General features: G+C 43.4%; 13 protein-coding genes and 1 other annotated feature. All 13 genes read right to left on the reverse strand.

Annotated elements, in window-relative coordinates:
- Positions 1–26: 26 nt before the first annotated feature.
- The 13 genes from pyrF to N1I86_RS02455 all read right to left on the reverse strand — a co-directional run bounded on the left by pyrF (position 27) and on the right by N1I86_RS02455 (position 15,545).
- Positions 27–767 (reverse strand): orotidine-5'-phosphate decarboxylase, encoded by a 741-nt coding sequence (gene pyrF / locus N1I86_RS02395; protein ID WP_341094773.1) that lies wholly within the window; start codon positions 765–767, stop codon positions 27–29.
- Positions 739–1,680: a dihydroorotate dehydrogenase gene (locus N1I86_RS02400; RefSeq protein WP_340396115.1), complete on the reverse strand. Its 942-nt coding sequence runs from the start codon at positions 1,678–1,680 to the stop codon at positions 739–741. Before N1I86_RS02400 ends, pyrF begins: the two co-directional genes overlap by 29 nt.
- Positions 1,677–2,456, reverse strand: a complete 780-nt coding sequence (locus N1I86_RS02405) for a dihydroorotate dehydrogenase electron transfer subunit (protein WP_003354512.1) — start codon at positions 2,454–2,456, stop codon at positions 1,677–1,679. Before N1I86_RS02405 ends, N1I86_RS02400 begins: the two co-directional genes overlap by 4 nt.
- Positions 2,453–5,671, reverse strand: a complete 3,219-nt coding sequence (gene carB / locus N1I86_RS02410) for a carbamoyl-phosphate synthase large subunit (protein ID WP_003354511.1) — start codon at positions 5,669–5,671, stop codon at positions 2,453–2,455. Before carB ends, N1I86_RS02405 begins: the two co-directional genes overlap by 4 nt.
- Positions 5,664–6,761, reverse strand: coding sequence for a carbamoyl phosphate synthase small subunit (locus N1I86_RS02415; RefSeq protein WP_003354510.1), 1,098 nt, complete (start codon positions 6,759–6,761; stop codon positions 5,664–5,666). The genes carB and N1I86_RS02415 overlap by 8 nt, the downstream gene beginning before the upstream one ends.
- Positions 6,758–8,044: a dihydroorotase gene (locus N1I86_RS02420; protein WP_003354509.1), complete on the reverse strand. Its 1,287-nt coding sequence runs from the start codon at positions 8,042–8,044 to the stop codon at positions 6,758–6,760. The genes N1I86_RS02415 and N1I86_RS02420 overlap by 4 nt, the downstream gene beginning before the upstream one ends.
- Entirely contained in the window at positions 8,007–8,939 is a 933-nt protein-coding gene (locus N1I86_RS02425) for an aspartate carbamoyltransferase catalytic subunit (protein WP_341094778.1), read from the reverse strand. The genes N1I86_RS02420 and N1I86_RS02425 overlap by 38 nt, the downstream gene beginning before the upstream one ends.
- Positions 8,940–9,207: 268 nt before the next feature.
- Positions 9,208–9,765 (reverse strand): bifunctional pyr operon transcriptional regulator/uracil phosphoribosyltransferase PyrR, encoded by a 558-nt coding sequence (gene pyrR, locus N1I86_RS02430; protein WP_255287916.1) that lies wholly within the window; start codon positions 9,763–9,765, stop codon positions 9,208–9,210.
- 180 nt (positions 9,766–9,945) lie between these two features.
- Positions 9,946–10,857: an RluA family pseudouridine synthase gene (locus N1I86_RS02435; RefSeq protein ID WP_003354504.1), complete on the reverse strand. Its 912-nt coding sequence runs from the start codon at positions 10,855–10,857 to the stop codon at positions 9,946–9,948.
- Positions 10,844–11,329 (reverse strand): signal peptidase II, encoded by a 486-nt coding sequence (gene lspA, locus N1I86_RS02440; RefSeq protein ID WP_341094782.1) that lies wholly within the window; start codon positions 11,327–11,329, stop codon positions 10,844–10,846. The genes N1I86_RS02435 and lspA overlap by 14 nt, the downstream gene beginning before the upstream one ends.
- Before the next feature lie 82 nt (positions 11,330–11,411).
- A complete protein-coding gene (locus N1I86_RS02445; RefSeq protein ID WP_003354502.1) occupies positions 11,412–11,690 on the reverse strand; it encodes a hypothetical protein in 279 nt (92 codons plus the stop codon).
- 179 nt (positions 11,691–11,869) lie between these two features.
- Positions 11,870–14,641, reverse strand: coding sequence for an isoleucine--tRNA ligase (gene ileS, locus N1I86_RS02450; RefSeq protein WP_341094784.1), 2,772 nt, complete (start codon positions 14,639–14,641; stop codon positions 11,870–11,872).
- 58 nt (positions 14,642–14,699) lie between these two features.
- Positions 14,700–14,934, reverse strand: a binding site (T-box leader).
- Positions 14,935–15,032: 98 nt separating this feature from the next.
- Positions 15,033–15,545 carry a DivIVA domain-containing protein gene (locus tag N1I86_RS02455; RefSeq protein WP_270582943.1) on the reverse strand — a complete coding sequence of 171 codons (513 nt, stop codon included), beginning with the start codon at positions 15,543–15,545 and terminating at the stop codon, positions 15,033–15,035.
- Between the last annotated feature and the right edge of the window lie 80 nt (positions 15,546–15,625).

Below are 15,625 nucleotides of genomic sequence, written 5' to 3' on the forward strand. Positions count from 1 at the left end.
TACAGCTTTTTTTCAGATCTGCTGGTTTATAGACCAGAATTTCTAACAAGAGGCTTTGAATAATCATTCCATAGTTTTTTTACCTGTTGATATGCTTGTAGAGGATCTGGAGCTTTAGTAATCGATCTTCCCACCACGATCATGCTTGCACCAAGTTGTCTGGCGGTTTTCGGATCTGCCACACGACTTTGATCATGAGATTGATCTGTTTGCAAGCGGATTCCCGGTGTCACCTTTAGAAATTCAGCTCCACATGCTTCCGATATTTTTACTGCTTCATGTACAGAGCATACGACCCCATTGCAACCAGCCGCTTTTGCCAGCTTTGCATAATGGACCACTGATTCCTCCAGCGAGACGGCAACAAGCTGTTCAGACTGCATCTCAAGTTCACTTGTTGATGTAAGCTGGGTGACGGCCAATAACAGTGGTCGCGATGTCCCTGCCGGCGTTCCGGCTTCTAACCCTTCCAAAGCCGCTTCCATCATCCGTCTCCCGCCCGCTGCATGCACGTTGACCATATCCACTCCGAGCTTCGCCAAGCCTTTTATCGCTTGTTTGACCGTATTAGGGATATCATGGAGTTTTAAATCCAAAAAAATGCGATGATTCTCTGCTTTTAATGCTTCGATGATGGCCGGTCCATTCTGAAAATAAAGTTCCATTCCCACTTTTACATACAATGGCTTCCCGTAAAACGGCGCCAAAAATGCTTTTGTTTGATTCCAATCGGGAAAATCAAGAGCCAATATAGGTTCGGTTTCCACGCACTTTCCAGCTCCTTCCTGTCAGTTCGCTAATATGATCAATTCCATTTGCCTCAACGTAGTCCTGCAATTGAGCGATAAGCTTTGGACAGATAAACGGATCAACAAAATTCGCTGTACCGATGGCCACTGCGCTGGCCCCCGCATAAAAAAATTCGAGAATATCATCGAGCGAGGAAATACCGCCCATTCCAATGATCGGAATATGGACATGCTGGCTCACTTCATAGATCATCCGCACCGCAATCGGTTTGACAGCGGGACCTGACAAACCTCCGGTGCCGTTTGCCAATAGAGCCCTTCCAGTATGGATGTCTATCTTCATGCCTAAAAGCGTATTAATCATCGTAATACCGTCCGCTCCGCCTTCTTCTACTGCTTTTGCTATTTCCACAATATTGGTGACATTAGGAGACAATTTCACATATACCGGAACTTCGGATACTTCTTTCACTTTTTTCGTCAGTTCTTTTGCAATTTCCGGTACCGTCCCAAAAGCAATCCCGCCTGTTTTAACATTCGGACAGGAAATATTCAGTTCCAGCGCTTTCACGTTGTCCACTTGTGAGATGGCTTCAGCTACCGTTACATAGTCTTCCATTTCCGATCCGGCGATATTGGCGATAATCGGCACATCAAATTGTGAGAGCCACGGAAGCTCGTCACTGATCACTTTTTTTAATCCCGGATTTTGCAGGCCAATAGCATTCAACATTCCCGCAGGTGTTTCTGCTACTCGCGGAGTCGGATTTCCAAACCTCGGTTCCGGTGTGGTCGCTTTGATCATAATCGCTCCCAGCTGATTCAAATCATATAACTGGCTGAACTCTCTTCCAAATCCGAAGCAGCCTGAGGCCGGCATCACTGGATTTTTCAACTCTAAACCTGGCAATTGGACATGCAATGGATTCACAATACAACCTCCCCAATCGGGAACACCGGACCATCGCTGCATACTTTTCGATATTCCGTTCCCTTTGGATCATTACTAGGATGGCAAACACAAGCGAAACAGGCTCCGATTCCGCAACCCATCCGCTGTTCAAGGGAAACGAACCCCCGATCGGCCGGATTTTCCTTTTCAAGAGCTTTCAGCATCGGGATCGGGCCGCAAGCATATAAAACATCTCCTTTGACCGAAAACTGCTTGATGGCATCTGTGACAAATCCTTTTATTCCAAGCGAACCATCCTCCGTCGCCATATAGGTTTCACCTAAATCACAAAATTTTTCCATATAAAAAGCACTCTCTTGATTTTGAAAACCAAGAACGTGAATGACATGAACATTTTGTTCTTTAAGTCGTCGCGACAAATCATAAAGAGGAGGCACTCCGATTCCGCCGCCAACGAGAACGGCGGTTTGACCAGATTCGATCGCTTCCAGCGGAAAGCCGTGGCCGAGAGGGCCCAGGACATCGATTCTTTCCCCCGCTTTCTTTTCGGAAAGAAGTCTTGTCCCTTCCCCGCCCGCTCGATAAATAATGGTAAACTGTCCTAAATGTTGATGAACCGCAGCAACACTGATAGGCCGCCTCAAAAGGGGTGCGGTCCCGCCGTTGATACGGAGATGAACAAACCTTCCCGGTTCGTCCATCTCCTGAACCAATTCGCCTTCCATTGTTAATTCATAAATATTCTTGGCAATTTGTTGTTGAGAAACAATGGTCATAAGCTCTTGTTTGATCACGCCATCACCGCCTCGATGTGTCCTTTCATTTTTGTTTTCGGCATAGCTTCCATCGAAAAAGTCATCGATTCCAGCACTCTCAATATCGCTTCCGCTGTATCTAGCGACGTTAAACATGGAATGCCGTTTTCCACGGCTTCACGCCGAATTTTAAAGCCGTCGCGCTGCGGCAGCTTTCCTTTTGTCAACGTATTAATGATAAACTGCGCTTGTCCTTGACGAATGACATCCAAAATATCCGGCTGTTTCGAGCCTATTTTTCCTACTGTTTCTGCTGAAATGCCTCCCATTTGCAAATATTTGGCTGTACCGCTTGTCGCCAGAAGTTTAAAGCCAATGGCCGCAAATCGTTTGGCTAGTTCCAACGTTTCTTCCTTATCCTTGTCCGCAACGGTCAATAAGATGGAACCTTTTTGCTGAATTTTGATTCCGGAAGCAAGCAGCCCTTTATAGAGCGCTTTTTCCAATGTGACGTCTTTCCCCATCACTTCCCCGGTTGATTTCATTTCCGGTCCAAGTGTTGTATCCACTTGGCGCAGCTTCGCAAAGGAAAAAACAGGAACTTTTACATATACACCCTTTTGTTCTTCAGCTAATCCTGTAGAATAACCCATTTCTTTTAAATTCGTTCCCAAAATGGCTTTTGTCGCCAAGTTTGCCATTGGAATATTCGTGATTTTGCTTAAAAACGGCACTGTGCGGCTTGAACGCGGATTGACTTCCAGAACAAATACATCTTCCTTGGTCACCACATATTGAATATTCAGTAAACCGATAATGTTTAAACCTTTTGCTAATTTAATCGTATAATCGACGATTTTGTCTTTCTGTTCTTTCGTCAACGTTTGCGGCGGGTAGACAGCAATGGAATCACCTGAATGGACGCCGGCACGTTCAATATGCTCCATAATTCCCGGGATGAGCACATCGTTTCCATCCGAAACGGCATCAACCTCGATTTCTTTTCCTGTTAGATAACGATCAATCAACACCGGATGTTCTGGATTGATTTTGACAGCATTTTTCATGTAATGAAGCAATTCCTCTTCATGATAAACGATTTCCATGGCACGACCACCTAACACATAAGATGGTCTCACAAGAACCGGGTAGCCGATTTCAGCTGCGATTTTCACTGCTTCTTCTGCGGAGAAGGCCGTCTTTCCAAGCGGTTTCGGAATGTTGAATTGATCGAGTGCGATTTCAAACTTGTCGCGATCTTCCGCACGATCAATGTCTTCCAGAGATGTTCCTAAAATGTTGACTCCCCTCTCCACTAATGAATCTGCCAAGTTAATAGCTGTCTGTCCTCCGAATTGGACGATAACTCCTTCCGGTTTTTCCAAATCAATAATATTCATGACATCTTCAATCGTGAGCGGCTCGAAATAAAGTTTATCCGAAATGCTGAAATCGGTGGAAACCGTTTCCGGATTGTTATTAATGATAATCGCTTCATACCCTGCTTCTTGAATGGCCCAGACAGAATGGACCGTCGCATAATCAAATTCCACTCCTTGACCAATTCGGATGGGTCCAGATCCGATTACGACCACCGATTTCCGACTGGTGACAATCGATTCATTTTCCTCTTCATACGTTCCATAATAATAAGGAGTTTCCGACTCAAATTCGGCAGCACACGTATCGACCATTTTATAAACCGGAACAATCCCGTATTGTTTTCTCCAGTCATATACTTCTTTTTCAGTCACGTTCCACAGTTTTGCAATAGTCGCATCGGCAAAGCCCATTTGTTTAGCTTTCTTCGTTTTTTCCACATCAAACGGGTGGGCTTTTAATACAGATTCATAGGATACAATGTTTTGAAGCTTCTTTAAGAAAAAGAGATCGATTTTGCTCCATTCATGGATGGTTTCAATCGAAATTCCCCTGCGAATGGCTTCGCCAATACAAAACAATCGTTCATCATCTGCTGTTTTAATTCGGGTCGCCAATGTTTGTTCATCCAGTCCCGCCAACTCTTTCCGTTCTAAATGGAACACATTGTTTTCCAGGGAGCGGACGGCTTTTAAGATGGATTCTTCAAACGTTCTTCCAATCGCCATTACTTCTCCAGTCGCTTTCATCTGCGTTCCGAGAATGCGGTTTGCCGATTCGAATTTATCAAATGGCCAACGCGGAATTTTAGAAACGACATAATCAAGGGCCGGTTCAAAACAAGCGTACGTTTTCCCGGTCACAGGGTTCTTTATTTCATCAAGTGTTAATCCAACAGCGATTTTGGCCGCCAATTTGGCAATCGGATACCCCGTTGCTTTTGAGGCGAGCGCCGACGAGCGGCTAACGCGTGGATTCACTTCGATGATATAGTAATGGAAACTGTTCGGATCAAGCGCCAGCTGGACATTGCATCCACCTTCGATTTCTAAAGCGCGGATAATTTTTAATGACGTATTGCGGAGCATTTGATATTCGCGATCGCTAAGTGTTTGGCTTGGCGCTACCACGATGGAATCGCCTGTATGAATGCCGACCGGATCGATGTTCTCCATGTTGCAGACAACGATGGCATTGTCACTGGAATCACGCATTACTTCATATTCGATTTCCTTATACCCGGCAATGCTTTTTTCTACCAAGCATTGATGAACCGGGCTTTTTTTCAGTCCTCCTGATACAATCTCAATGAGTTCTTCCTCGTTATGGCAAATTCCGCCGCCTGTTCCGCCAAGTGTATAGGCAGGACGAACAATGACCGGATAACCGATTTTTTCCACAAAGGAATAGGCTTCTTCCAAAGTGTGGACAATCTCGCTTTCCGGAACCGGTTCACCCAATTCTTTCATCAGATTGCGGAACAATTCCCGATCTTCTGCTTTTTGAATGGCGGATAGCTTCGTCCCTAAAATTTCCACTCCGTACTGTTCTAACACGCCTTCTTTCGCCAATTCGACAGCTAAGTTTAAGCCGGTTTGACCGCCAAGCGTTGGCAAAATGGCGTCAGGTCGTTCTTTTTGAATCACTCGGGTCACAAACTCTAGAGTTAAAGGCTCCATGTACACAACATCGGCAATTTCAGTATCCGTCATAATGGTCGCGGGATTTGAGTTGACTAGAATGACACGATAGCCTTCCTCTTTCAAAGCCAAACATGCTTGTGTTCCTGCATAGTCAAATTCTGCTGCTTGACCGATAATAATCGGGCCGGATCCAATTACTAAAATGCTTTCAATATCTGTACGTTTAGGCATGGAGAGTCTCCTTTCCAACATGTTGATAGTTTTCCATCATGCGCATAAAACGATCAAATAACGAATTATCATCTTCCGGACCCGGTGAGGCTTCCGGATGATACTGAACGGTAAAAGCCGGATAATCTTTGTGCTTCAACCCTTCGATCGTTCCGTCATTCAGAGCAATATGGGTGATTTCCAATCTTGTATTTTCAAGAGAAGCCTCGTTTACGGCAAATCCGTGATTTTGGGAAGTTAAGGCGGTTTTTCCTGTTTCTAAATCTTTTACAGGATGATTGGATCCTCGATGGCCGAATTTTAATTTGAACGTATCTGCACCGCAAGCTAATGCAAATAGCTGATGTCCCAGGCAGATGCCGAAAACAGGCACTTTTCCAAGCAGTTTACCGACGGTTTCAATCGCTTCAGGAACGTTTTTCGGATCTCCCGGGCCGTTGGAAAGCATCACACCATCCGGCTTATATCGAAGAATGTCTTCTGCAGTTGTATTGTATGGAACAACGACAACATCACAATTTCGTTTGTTTAGCTCCCTTAAAATGCCGTGTTTCATCCCAAAATCCATCAGCACCACGCGAAATCCTCGACCAGGGCTCGGGAATGGAGCTTTAACCGATACTTGTTTTACTTGATCGGTTGACAGTTTCGTTTCTTTTAAACGAGCAATGACGCGATCAGGAGATTCGTTTTCGGAAACAATCGCCCCTTTTAATGTGCCGTATCGGCGGATAATTCGCGTTAGTTTTCTCGTGTCCACTCCTGATATGCCGGGAATGTCTCTATGTTTCAAGTATTCATTGATCGACCATTCACTCCGCCAATTGGAAGGAAAGTCCGCGGCTTCTTTTACGATCAATCCTTTTACCGCCGGATGGATCGTTTCAAAATCATCTCGGTTTATGCCATAATTTCCAATGAGCGGATAAGTAAATGTGACGATTTGACCGCAATAAGAAGGGTCGGACAGCACTTCTTGGTAACCTGTCATCCCTGTAGTAAATACGACTTCTCCAATCGTTTCTTTTTCGCTTCCAAACCCTTCCCCGATCATGATGGTCCCATCTTCTAAAATAAGCTGTTTCTTCACGCGTAAATCCTTCCTTCCTGCCAAACTATTTTTCCGTTTACGATGGTTGCCACTGGCCAACCTTTGCATTTCCACCCTGCAAACGGAGTATTCCGGCCTTTAGAAGCAAAATGCTTTGGCTCAATTTTCTTTTCCAAGTTCAAGTCAATGATCACAAGATCTGCGGGAGCTCCTTCCTCAAGCTTCCCATATGGCAATTGAAACACTTCCGCTGGTTTAATCGTCATCCAATCGACTAGCTGTTTTAACGTAAAAATGCCTGTTTGAACATATCGTGAATAAAGCAGCGGGAAAGCTGTTTCCAGACCGACGATCCCGAAAGGAGCTTTTTCAATCCCTGCTTGTTTTTCCTCCATTGTATGCGGAGCGTGGTCTGTTGCTATACAGTCAATGGTTCCATCTAAAAGCCCTTCGATTAAAGCTTCACGATCTTCTTTGCTGCGAAGAGGAGGATTCATTTTAAAATTAGCGTCAAGCCCCGGAATGTCTTCCTCTGTCAACAGCAAATGATGAGGCGTTACTTCCGCCGTCACATGAATACCCGCTTTTTTGGCATCCCGTACGGCTCTTACCGATTCTTTCGTACTGATATGACAGACATGGTAGTGGCATCCCGCTGCTTCAGCGAGCAGCACGTCCCTTGCGATATGTACCGCTTCACATACGGAAGGGATTCCTTTCAAATGATGTTTTTTCGCAAACGTGCCGTCGTGGACGACTCCTCCGAAAATTAAAGTATTCTCTTCGCAGTGGGCGACAATCGATGCTTGAACAGCCGCCGCCTTTTCCATTGCCTTAAGCATCATTCCTGCATTTTGAACACCAACCCCGTCATCGGTAAAGGCAAATGCTCCTTCTTTTTGCAAACTTTCAAAATCCGTTAGTTCCTTCCCCGCTTCATTGACAGTAATCGAGGCATAAGGGAGGACGCGCACATAAGCTTTCTCCTTAATTCGCTTCTGCAATTCTTTCATCCGTTCCACCGTATCGGGAACCGGCTTTGTGTTAGGCATGGCGCAGACGGTCGTAAAGCCTCCTCGGGCCGCGGCGAGCGTACCGGTTTCGATCGTTTCTTTCTGTTCTCCGCCCGGCTCACGTAAATGAACATGGACATCGATAAAGCCGGGAGCAATCAAATTTCCTCCAGCGTCCAAAATGGTTTCATCGAAAGCGGTCAGATGCTCTCCCATTTCGGCTATTTTTCCGTCTTCCACGCGAATATCGACGATTTTGATTTTCCCGTTTTTACAAAGAATATTGCCATTTTTGATCAGCAGCTTCATTGGCCATTCTCCCTTCCAACACTTCTTTTAAAACAGCCATGCGGACATAAACTCCATTTTCCATTTGCTTAAATATTCTTGATCTTCTACATTCAACTAAACGATCATCGATTTCAACGCCTCGATTAACGGGAGCGGGATGCATGATGATGCTTCCCGGTTTCATTCTTTTCTCGCGTTCAACGGTCAGGCCGTACAATTCGTGATATTCCTCTGTTGAAAAAGTGGTATGTTCGTTATGACGTTCATGCTGAATTCTTAAAAGCATCAGCACATCCACCTCAGGAATCAAATCGTCGATCGCTGCAAATTCACCCGAATACAAGAAATCCTGATCAAACCATTCTTTCGGACCTGAATAAAAAACATTCGCTCCCAGTTTTCTTAATGCCTCTGCGTCGGAACGGGCAACTCGGCTGTGACGAATATCGCCGACAATTCCAATCTTCAATCCTTCAAAACTTCCAAACTCTTGCTGAATCGTAAATAAATCCAGCAAACTTTGAGTCGGATGCTGCCCGCATCCATCGCCTGCGTTAATAACGGGGATATTCACTTTTCCAATTAAGTGGCGATAGTATTCATCTTCTTCATGGCGAATCACAACCGCATCCACTCCTAGTGATTCCAAAGTACGGACTGTATCATAAAGAGTTTCTCCCTTTAATACGCTTGAACTTCCCGCTTCAAACGGTATCACTTCAAGTCCTAATTTCCTCTCGGCCATCTCAAAGCTGCTTTTTGTTCTTGTGCTCGGCTCAAAAAATAAGTTTGCGATAAAAGTTTGATTGTCAGGTTGCCAGCGATAGCCTTTGCTAAAATAATCGGCTTGCATTAATATTAACAAAATTTTATCTTTATGCAAATCCTTAATTGATACTAAATTTTTTAACATACGATCTGCACCCCTTAAATTTCGTTTTTTTGCTTGAATAAAAAAGTTTTTCTTTTTTCGTTCGAATCATCCAAAAATAGTGTGTTTTTTGATATTTGTTTTTTTATACAAGCATAAAAAACCTCTTTGCAGCTAAACGCCGACAAAGAGGTAAGCAAAATCATGCGCTCGCTGTTCGATCTCCCATACACGGTACCGAAATGAGCAGCGCCGTCATTCATTCTGCCCTTTGTCAGCCTCTCTGGACTGCATTTAAAAGGGAACTTATTTAGTTTTCAATCCGTTCATGGATCGTTACTCTCTCGTGTTGATCTACCTCCTCCAGCTCTACTACAATTTTTTCATGAATGGAGGTAGGTATGTTCTTTCCGACATAATCCGCTCGAATGGGCAATTCCCTATGTCCTCTGTCCACAAGAACCGCCAGTTGAATCTGAGCAGGACGCCCCATATCCATTAAAGCGTCCATCGCTGCTCTAACTGTTCTTCCCGTAAAAAGAACATCGTCTACTAATATCACTTTGCGATCAGTGACGTCTGTCGGAATATCCGACCCTTTTACCTGAGGCTCCTTACGATTAGATTTATACGTGAGATCATCTCGATATAAAGTGATGTCCAGCTCTCCGACCGGAACACTCTGTCCCTCGATTTCCTCGATTTTTTTTGCTAGTCTGTTTGCGAGATAAATGCCTCTCGTCCGGATGCCGACAAGCAGGCAATTATGAATACCTTTATTTTTTTCGATAATTTCATGGGCAATTCGAGTCAAGGACCTGCGTATAGCAGGCTGATCAAGCACCATCGCTTTTTGCATCGGACTCACCTTCTCTCTTTTTTTGGAAACGGCACAAAAAAACTCTCATCGTCAGGATGAGAGGATTCATTTCGAAAGCATATCTTGTCAAAGTGATTACGATCATTTCCGTTTCCTTCTCAGCCTCACGGGACTGGATTAAAGGTTCATATTCAACTGACATTATGATACTCTTTTCAAAATGTACTGTCAACCTTCCGATCGCAAAAAAGTCAGAATTCGAGAAAAATCATCCGGTAATGGCGCTTTAAACTCTAAATATTCTTCCGTTCTCGGATGAATGAAGCCAAGTACCTCAGCATGTAAAGCTTGTCCTTCAATATTTAATGTTTTTTTGGGGCCATACTTCGGATCTCCGGCTAAAGGATGGCCGATGTATTTCATATGAACGCGGATTTGATGAGTCCTTCCCGTTTCCAACTCACATTCAATTAAACTATATTGACTAAAACGTTCCAAAACTCGAAAATGAGTGACCGCATGTTTGCCGTTTTCGACAACCGCCATTTTTTGCCTGTCTTTTGGGTCTCTGCCAATGGGAGCATCAATCGTTCCAACATCATGTGGAATCACGCCGTGAACGATGGCTTTGTATTTTCTTGTAACCGTTTTATTAGAAAGCTGCTGAGAAAGCTTTTCATGAGCATAATCATTTTTGGCCGCCATCAATAATCCGGAAGTATCTTTATCAATGCGATGAACAATTCCAGGCCTTAGAACGCCGTTGATGCCTGACAAGTCTTTGCAGTGGGCCATCAACCCATTGACAAGAGTGCCTGACAGATGCCCCGGAGCCGGATGAACCACCATTCCACGCGGTTTATTGACAACGATGACATCTCGATCTTCATAGTAAATGTCCAAGTCCATATTTTCCGGTGTGATTTCCAGTACTTCCGGTTCCGGAACGCTAATAACAATACGGTCATCTGCCTCACATTTATAATTTGCTTTCACAGTCGCTCCATTGACTGTTACACGTCCTTCTTTAATCCATTCTTGAACTTGACTCCGTGACCAATCTTCGTTCCATTGACTAAGAACTTTATCAATTCGTTGATGCTGTTCCTCTTCTGTGATGACATGTTCAATTCGTTCCATTCGCTTTCTGTCTTTCCCTCCGATCTTCTAATAACAGAGCAATAATCAAAATCACCACCCCGATTGTGAGCGATAAATCGGCAAAATTAAATATTGGAAAATCATAATGGAAAATATACGTATGGATAAAATCGACGACTTCTTTCCGAAAAAAACGGTCCAGAAAATTTCCAATCGCTCCCCCGAGAATAAAGGAAAAACCGATGGATTGAAGCGTTTTATCTTTTCCGTATTTTACCATGTAATAAATGATGCCAATGACAACAATGACGGTTAAGATATAAAACAGCCATAGCTGTCCTTGGAGCATTCCCCATGCTGCTCCTTTATTGCGATTGGAAGTTAAGTACAAAAGATTCGGCACGATTTCTATGCTTTGACCGACTTGCATGTATTTGACAATCAACCACTTCGACCATTGATCGATTATCACCACCACAATTGCTAAACCAAAGTAATACAATAAACGCACATTGGTTACCTCCACCTCTAAAGTGAATTGTTACCTTTGCATTTTAGCATAACCTTTTTGATTCAACAATTGTAGAATGAATTTATCCGTATATCCCTTTTCTGCCATATGTTAAAACGCATTTCTCCCATTCATCGATCGTTTCCATTGTAGGAATTTGTTTGATCCATTCAAAGGGAATCCATTCTCCGCTGATTTCGCATTTTCCAAAATCTCCCGACTCAAATTTTTTTAAAGCTTTTACAATGTCCTTCTTTTCCTGCTCGATGTAACGATACACTTCTTCTTTTTGGGATCGTGAATTCATTAATTCTTGATAGACGATCTGCAATTCATGATAGATCTTATCATACGTTGCCATCTTCATCCCTCCGTTAACACCGATTGAAGTTTATTCCCGGGAAGTCTTATTGAAAACTGCATCAACGCGAAAACGCTCACTTCTGAATTTCTTATCGTTAGTGTTCCTTTATGAACAAAATTATTACGATGAAAGAAAAAGAAGCTTTGGATAAATTATGATCCAAAGCTTCTTTCGAATTAAGCTAAATGGGAATAATGATTTTTCACCACATCCGCACAGCGCGGGCAAAGAGTCGGATGTTCCGGATCTGATCCAACTTCCGGCGTCACTGTCCAGCAGCGTTCACATGTTTCCCCTTCCGCTTTTTCGACCACAATGGCTGCCCGTTCCAACTTTAAGGCGTGTTCAGGAGCGTCTTCCAACCGACCAGCTACTTCAAATCCTGATACGATGAACAATTGTTTTAAGTTTTCATGAATGGAATCAAGCAGAACTTTTGTTTCATCGTTTACATAAAGTTTGACGTGGGCGGTCAGCGATTTTCCAATTATTTTTTCGTTCCGCGCCTCTTCTAGCGCTTTAAGAACATCATCGCGCAGTTTCATAAATTGATCCCATTTTTCTTCTAATTCTTTACTGTTAGGAATCTCTTTATAAACCGGCATGTCAGTTAACTGCACACTTTCTTCCGTTACACCCGGAATATGTTCCCACACTTCATCCGCCGTATGCGCCAGAATAGGAGCTATTAATTTGACGAGGGAAACGAGACATTCATACAAAACGGTCTGAATGGCCCGCCGTTCATAGAAGTTCATCGGTTCAATATACAGAATGTCTTTGGCAAAATCGAGATAGAACGAACTTAAATCAAATGTGCAAAAGTTATTAATTTCGTGATAAATCGCCGAGTATTCATAATGTTCATAATGATCGTGAACACTTTTAATTAAATGATTTAATTTTACAAGGATATATTGGTCGACTTCACGCAGGTTGTCATAAGAAAGCGAATCTTTTTTCGGATCGAAATCGGCAAGGTTTCCTAAAAGGAATCGGAACGTATTGCGGATTTTGCGATACACTTCCGAAACTTGCTTTAAGATCGCATCAGACACGCGAACATCGGCTTGAAAATCAACAGAAGCTACCCAAAGTCTCAAAATATCAGCGCCGTATTGATTCATGACTTTTGCCGGTACAACCACATTGCCAAGCGATTTACTCATTTTTCGACCTTCACCGTCTAAAGCAAATCCGTGGCTAAGAACGGCTTTGTACGGAGCTTTTCCCGTTACAGCGACAGCGGTTGTCAATGAAGAGTTAAACCAGCCGCGGTATTGGTCGGAACCTTCCAAATACAGATCGGCAGGACGGTTCAATTCTTCTCTTTCCTGTAAAACGGCTTGATGCGAAGATCCGGAATCAAACCATACGTCCATAATATCCGTTTCTTTTGTAAATTGACCGTTCGGGCTGCCAGGATGAGTAAATCCTTCCGGAAGAAGATCTTTAGCCTCTCTTTCAAACCATACATTGGAACCGTATTGACGGAACAATTCCGAAACATGCTGAATGGTTTCATCGGTAATAATAGCTTCCCCGTTTTCCGCATAAAATACCGGAATCGGCACTCCCCAAGCCCGCTGGCGGGAAATACACCAATCACCGCGGTCACGAATCATATTGTAAAGACGAGTTTCTCCCCATTCAGGCACCCAATTCGTTTCTTTTACGGCTTCCAGAAGCTGTTCTCTGAAGGCGTCGATAGAAGCGAACCATTGGGCAGTGGCTCTAAAAATGACCGGTTTTTTCGTACGCCAATCGTGTGGATAAGAATGGGTAATAAACGCAAGTTTTAACAGTGCGCCTGCTTCTTCCAATTTTTTCGTAATGGCTTTATTCGCATCATCGTAAAAGAGTCCTTCAAAACCTGGAGCATCTTCTGTCATGCAGCCTTTATCATCTACCACTGATAAGACATCTAAATTGTATTTTTTCCCGACCAAGAAATCGTCTTCCCCGTGTCCAGGAGCTGTATGAACACATCCCGTACCTGAATCCGTGGTCACGTGTTCTCCCAGCATCACTAGGGAATCGCGTCCGTATAAAGGATGTTTGGCAACGACATACTCCAGTTCTGTGCCCTTTAATGTTTTCACTACACTTGGCTCATTCCATTCAAGCGCAGATGATACATCTTCAAGCAGAGCTTCCGCCACCACATATTTGTGGCCATTGACTCGAACTACCACGTAATTAATGTCAGGATGAACCGAAATCCCAAGATTGGCAGGTATCGTCCAAGGAGTGGTCGTCCAAATGACGATGCTTGTATCCGAATCCAGTACCCCTTTTCCATCCTTCACAGGAAAAGCAACATAAATGGACGGGGATCTTTTGTCTTTGTATTCGATTTCCGCTTCTGCCAAGGCCGATTCGCTGGAAGGAGACCAATATACCGGTTTTAAGCCTTTATAAATGTATCCTTTTTTGGCCATTTCACCAAAAACTTTAATTTGTTGTGCTTCATACTCCGGCTTTAATGTAATATAAGGATTCTCCCAGTCGCCTCGTACACCTAGTCTTTTAAATTGTTCACGCTGATTGTTAATTTGTTCGTAAGCGTACTGCTCACAAAGTTTACGGAATTCGGCCACGCTCATTTCTTTCCGATTGACGCCTTTATTCGTCAAAGCCTGTTCAATCGGAAGTCCGTGCGTATCCCAACCGGGAACATAAGGGGCGTGATAACCGCTCATTGATTTATAGCGGACGATAAAATCCTTTAAAATTTTATTCAGCGCATGCCCCATATGAATATCTCCGTTCGCATAAGGAGGGCCGTCATGCAAAACAAAAAGGGGGCGTCCTTCCGTACGTTTTTGCACTTTTTGGTAAATATTCATTTCTTCCCATTTTTTTTGAATGGCAGGCTCTCTTTTTGGTAAATTCCCACGCATTGGAAAATCCGTCTTAGGCATTAACAGTGTTTCTTTATAGTCCATTCTTTTTACCTCCTTGTCCGTTCGTGAATGTAAATACAAAAAAACCTTCTCATCCCCAAAAAGGGACGAGAAGGTTGATGATTCCCGCGGTACCACCCTTATTGGCAAACAAACTGTCTGCCCGCTCTTTCATTCGTAACGTGAACAAACCGCTGTCTTCTACACATCCGTTTAGGATTTTCAAAGACAGGACTCAAGGGTGATCTTCCACTCTTCGCTTATACCGGCTTCCACCGTCCCGGCTCGCTGAACAATAAGCTAAAAGAATGTACTCTCCCTGTCATCGTTTTTCCCTTATACCTTTTACATTATAGAAATCGTACGTCTGTCAGTCAAGTCTTGCAACGGCACTCTCTTCCGGATAGAACGGTGAGACAATCAAAAATAAATCTTACTCCTCGTGTTCATCTTGCAGACTTTTAAGATCGGTTGCATCTACTTCAAATTCCATCAGCTGATCCCAATCGTCGTTGTTTAACAAATCCAGTTGGGCTTCCACGAGCATTTTAAAACGAGTGCGAAATACTTTTGACTGCTTTTTGAGCTCTTCGATGTCAAGAGCGATTTTCCTCGCTTTTGATAAAGCTTCATTGACAATGCGATCCGCATTTTTCTCCGCTTCCTTAATGATTAGCTTAGCTTCTTTTTGAGCATTCCGCTTTACGTCTTCTGCGGCTTCCTGAGCAATCAAAATCGATTTATTGAGCGTTTCTTCAATATCTGAATAATGACTCAGACGTTCACGCAAAGATTCCAGCTGTTCTTCCAGATCTTTTTTTTCCCGCAATATCAGTTCGTAGTCTTTAATCACTTGATTTAGAAACTCATTGACTTCATCTTCATCATAGCCTCTAAATCCTTTACTGAATTCTTTATTATGTATGTCCAAGGGCGTTAAAGGCATACAGCCACCTCCATACCTATCTATGGACTTTATTATAACGGTTTTTTTCCCATTTGTAATGAATATCTTGCAATTTTCCC

Origin of the sequence: Bacillus sp. FSL W8-0116, assembly GCF_038003825.1 — a bacterium.
In the GTDB taxonomy this organism is placed as follows: Bacteria; Bacillota; Bacilli; order Bacillales; family DSM-4216; genus Bacillus_O; species Bacillus_O smithii.

Coding starts and splice junctions, on each gene's coding strand:
- N1I86_RS02425 (WP_341094778.1), bottom strand. CDS start 8,939: ATGTTAAAAAATTTAGTATCAATTAAGGATTTGCATAAAGATAAAATT.
- N1I86_RS02420 (WP_003354509.1), bottom strand. CDS start 8,044: ATGAAGCTGCTGATCAAAAATGGCAATATTCTTTGTAAAAACGGGAAA.
- carB (WP_003354511.1), bottom strand. CDS start 5,671: ATGCCTAAACGTACAGATATTGAAAGCATTTTAGTAATTGGATCCGGC.
- N1I86_RS02455 (WP_270582943.1), bottom strand. CDS start 15,545: ATGCCTTTAACGCCCTTGGACATACATAATAAAGAATTCAGTAAAGGA.
- N1I86_RS02435 (WP_003354504.1), bottom strand. CDS start 10,857: ATGGAACGAATTGAACATGTCATCACAGAAGAGGAACAGCATCAACGA.
- ileS (WP_341094784.1), bottom strand. CDS start 14,641: ATGGACTATAAAGAAACACTGTTAATGCCTAAGACGGATTTTCCAATG.
- N1I86_RS02445 (WP_003354502.1), bottom strand. CDS start 11,690: ATGGCAACGTATGATAAGATCTATCATGAATTGCAGATCGTCTATCAA.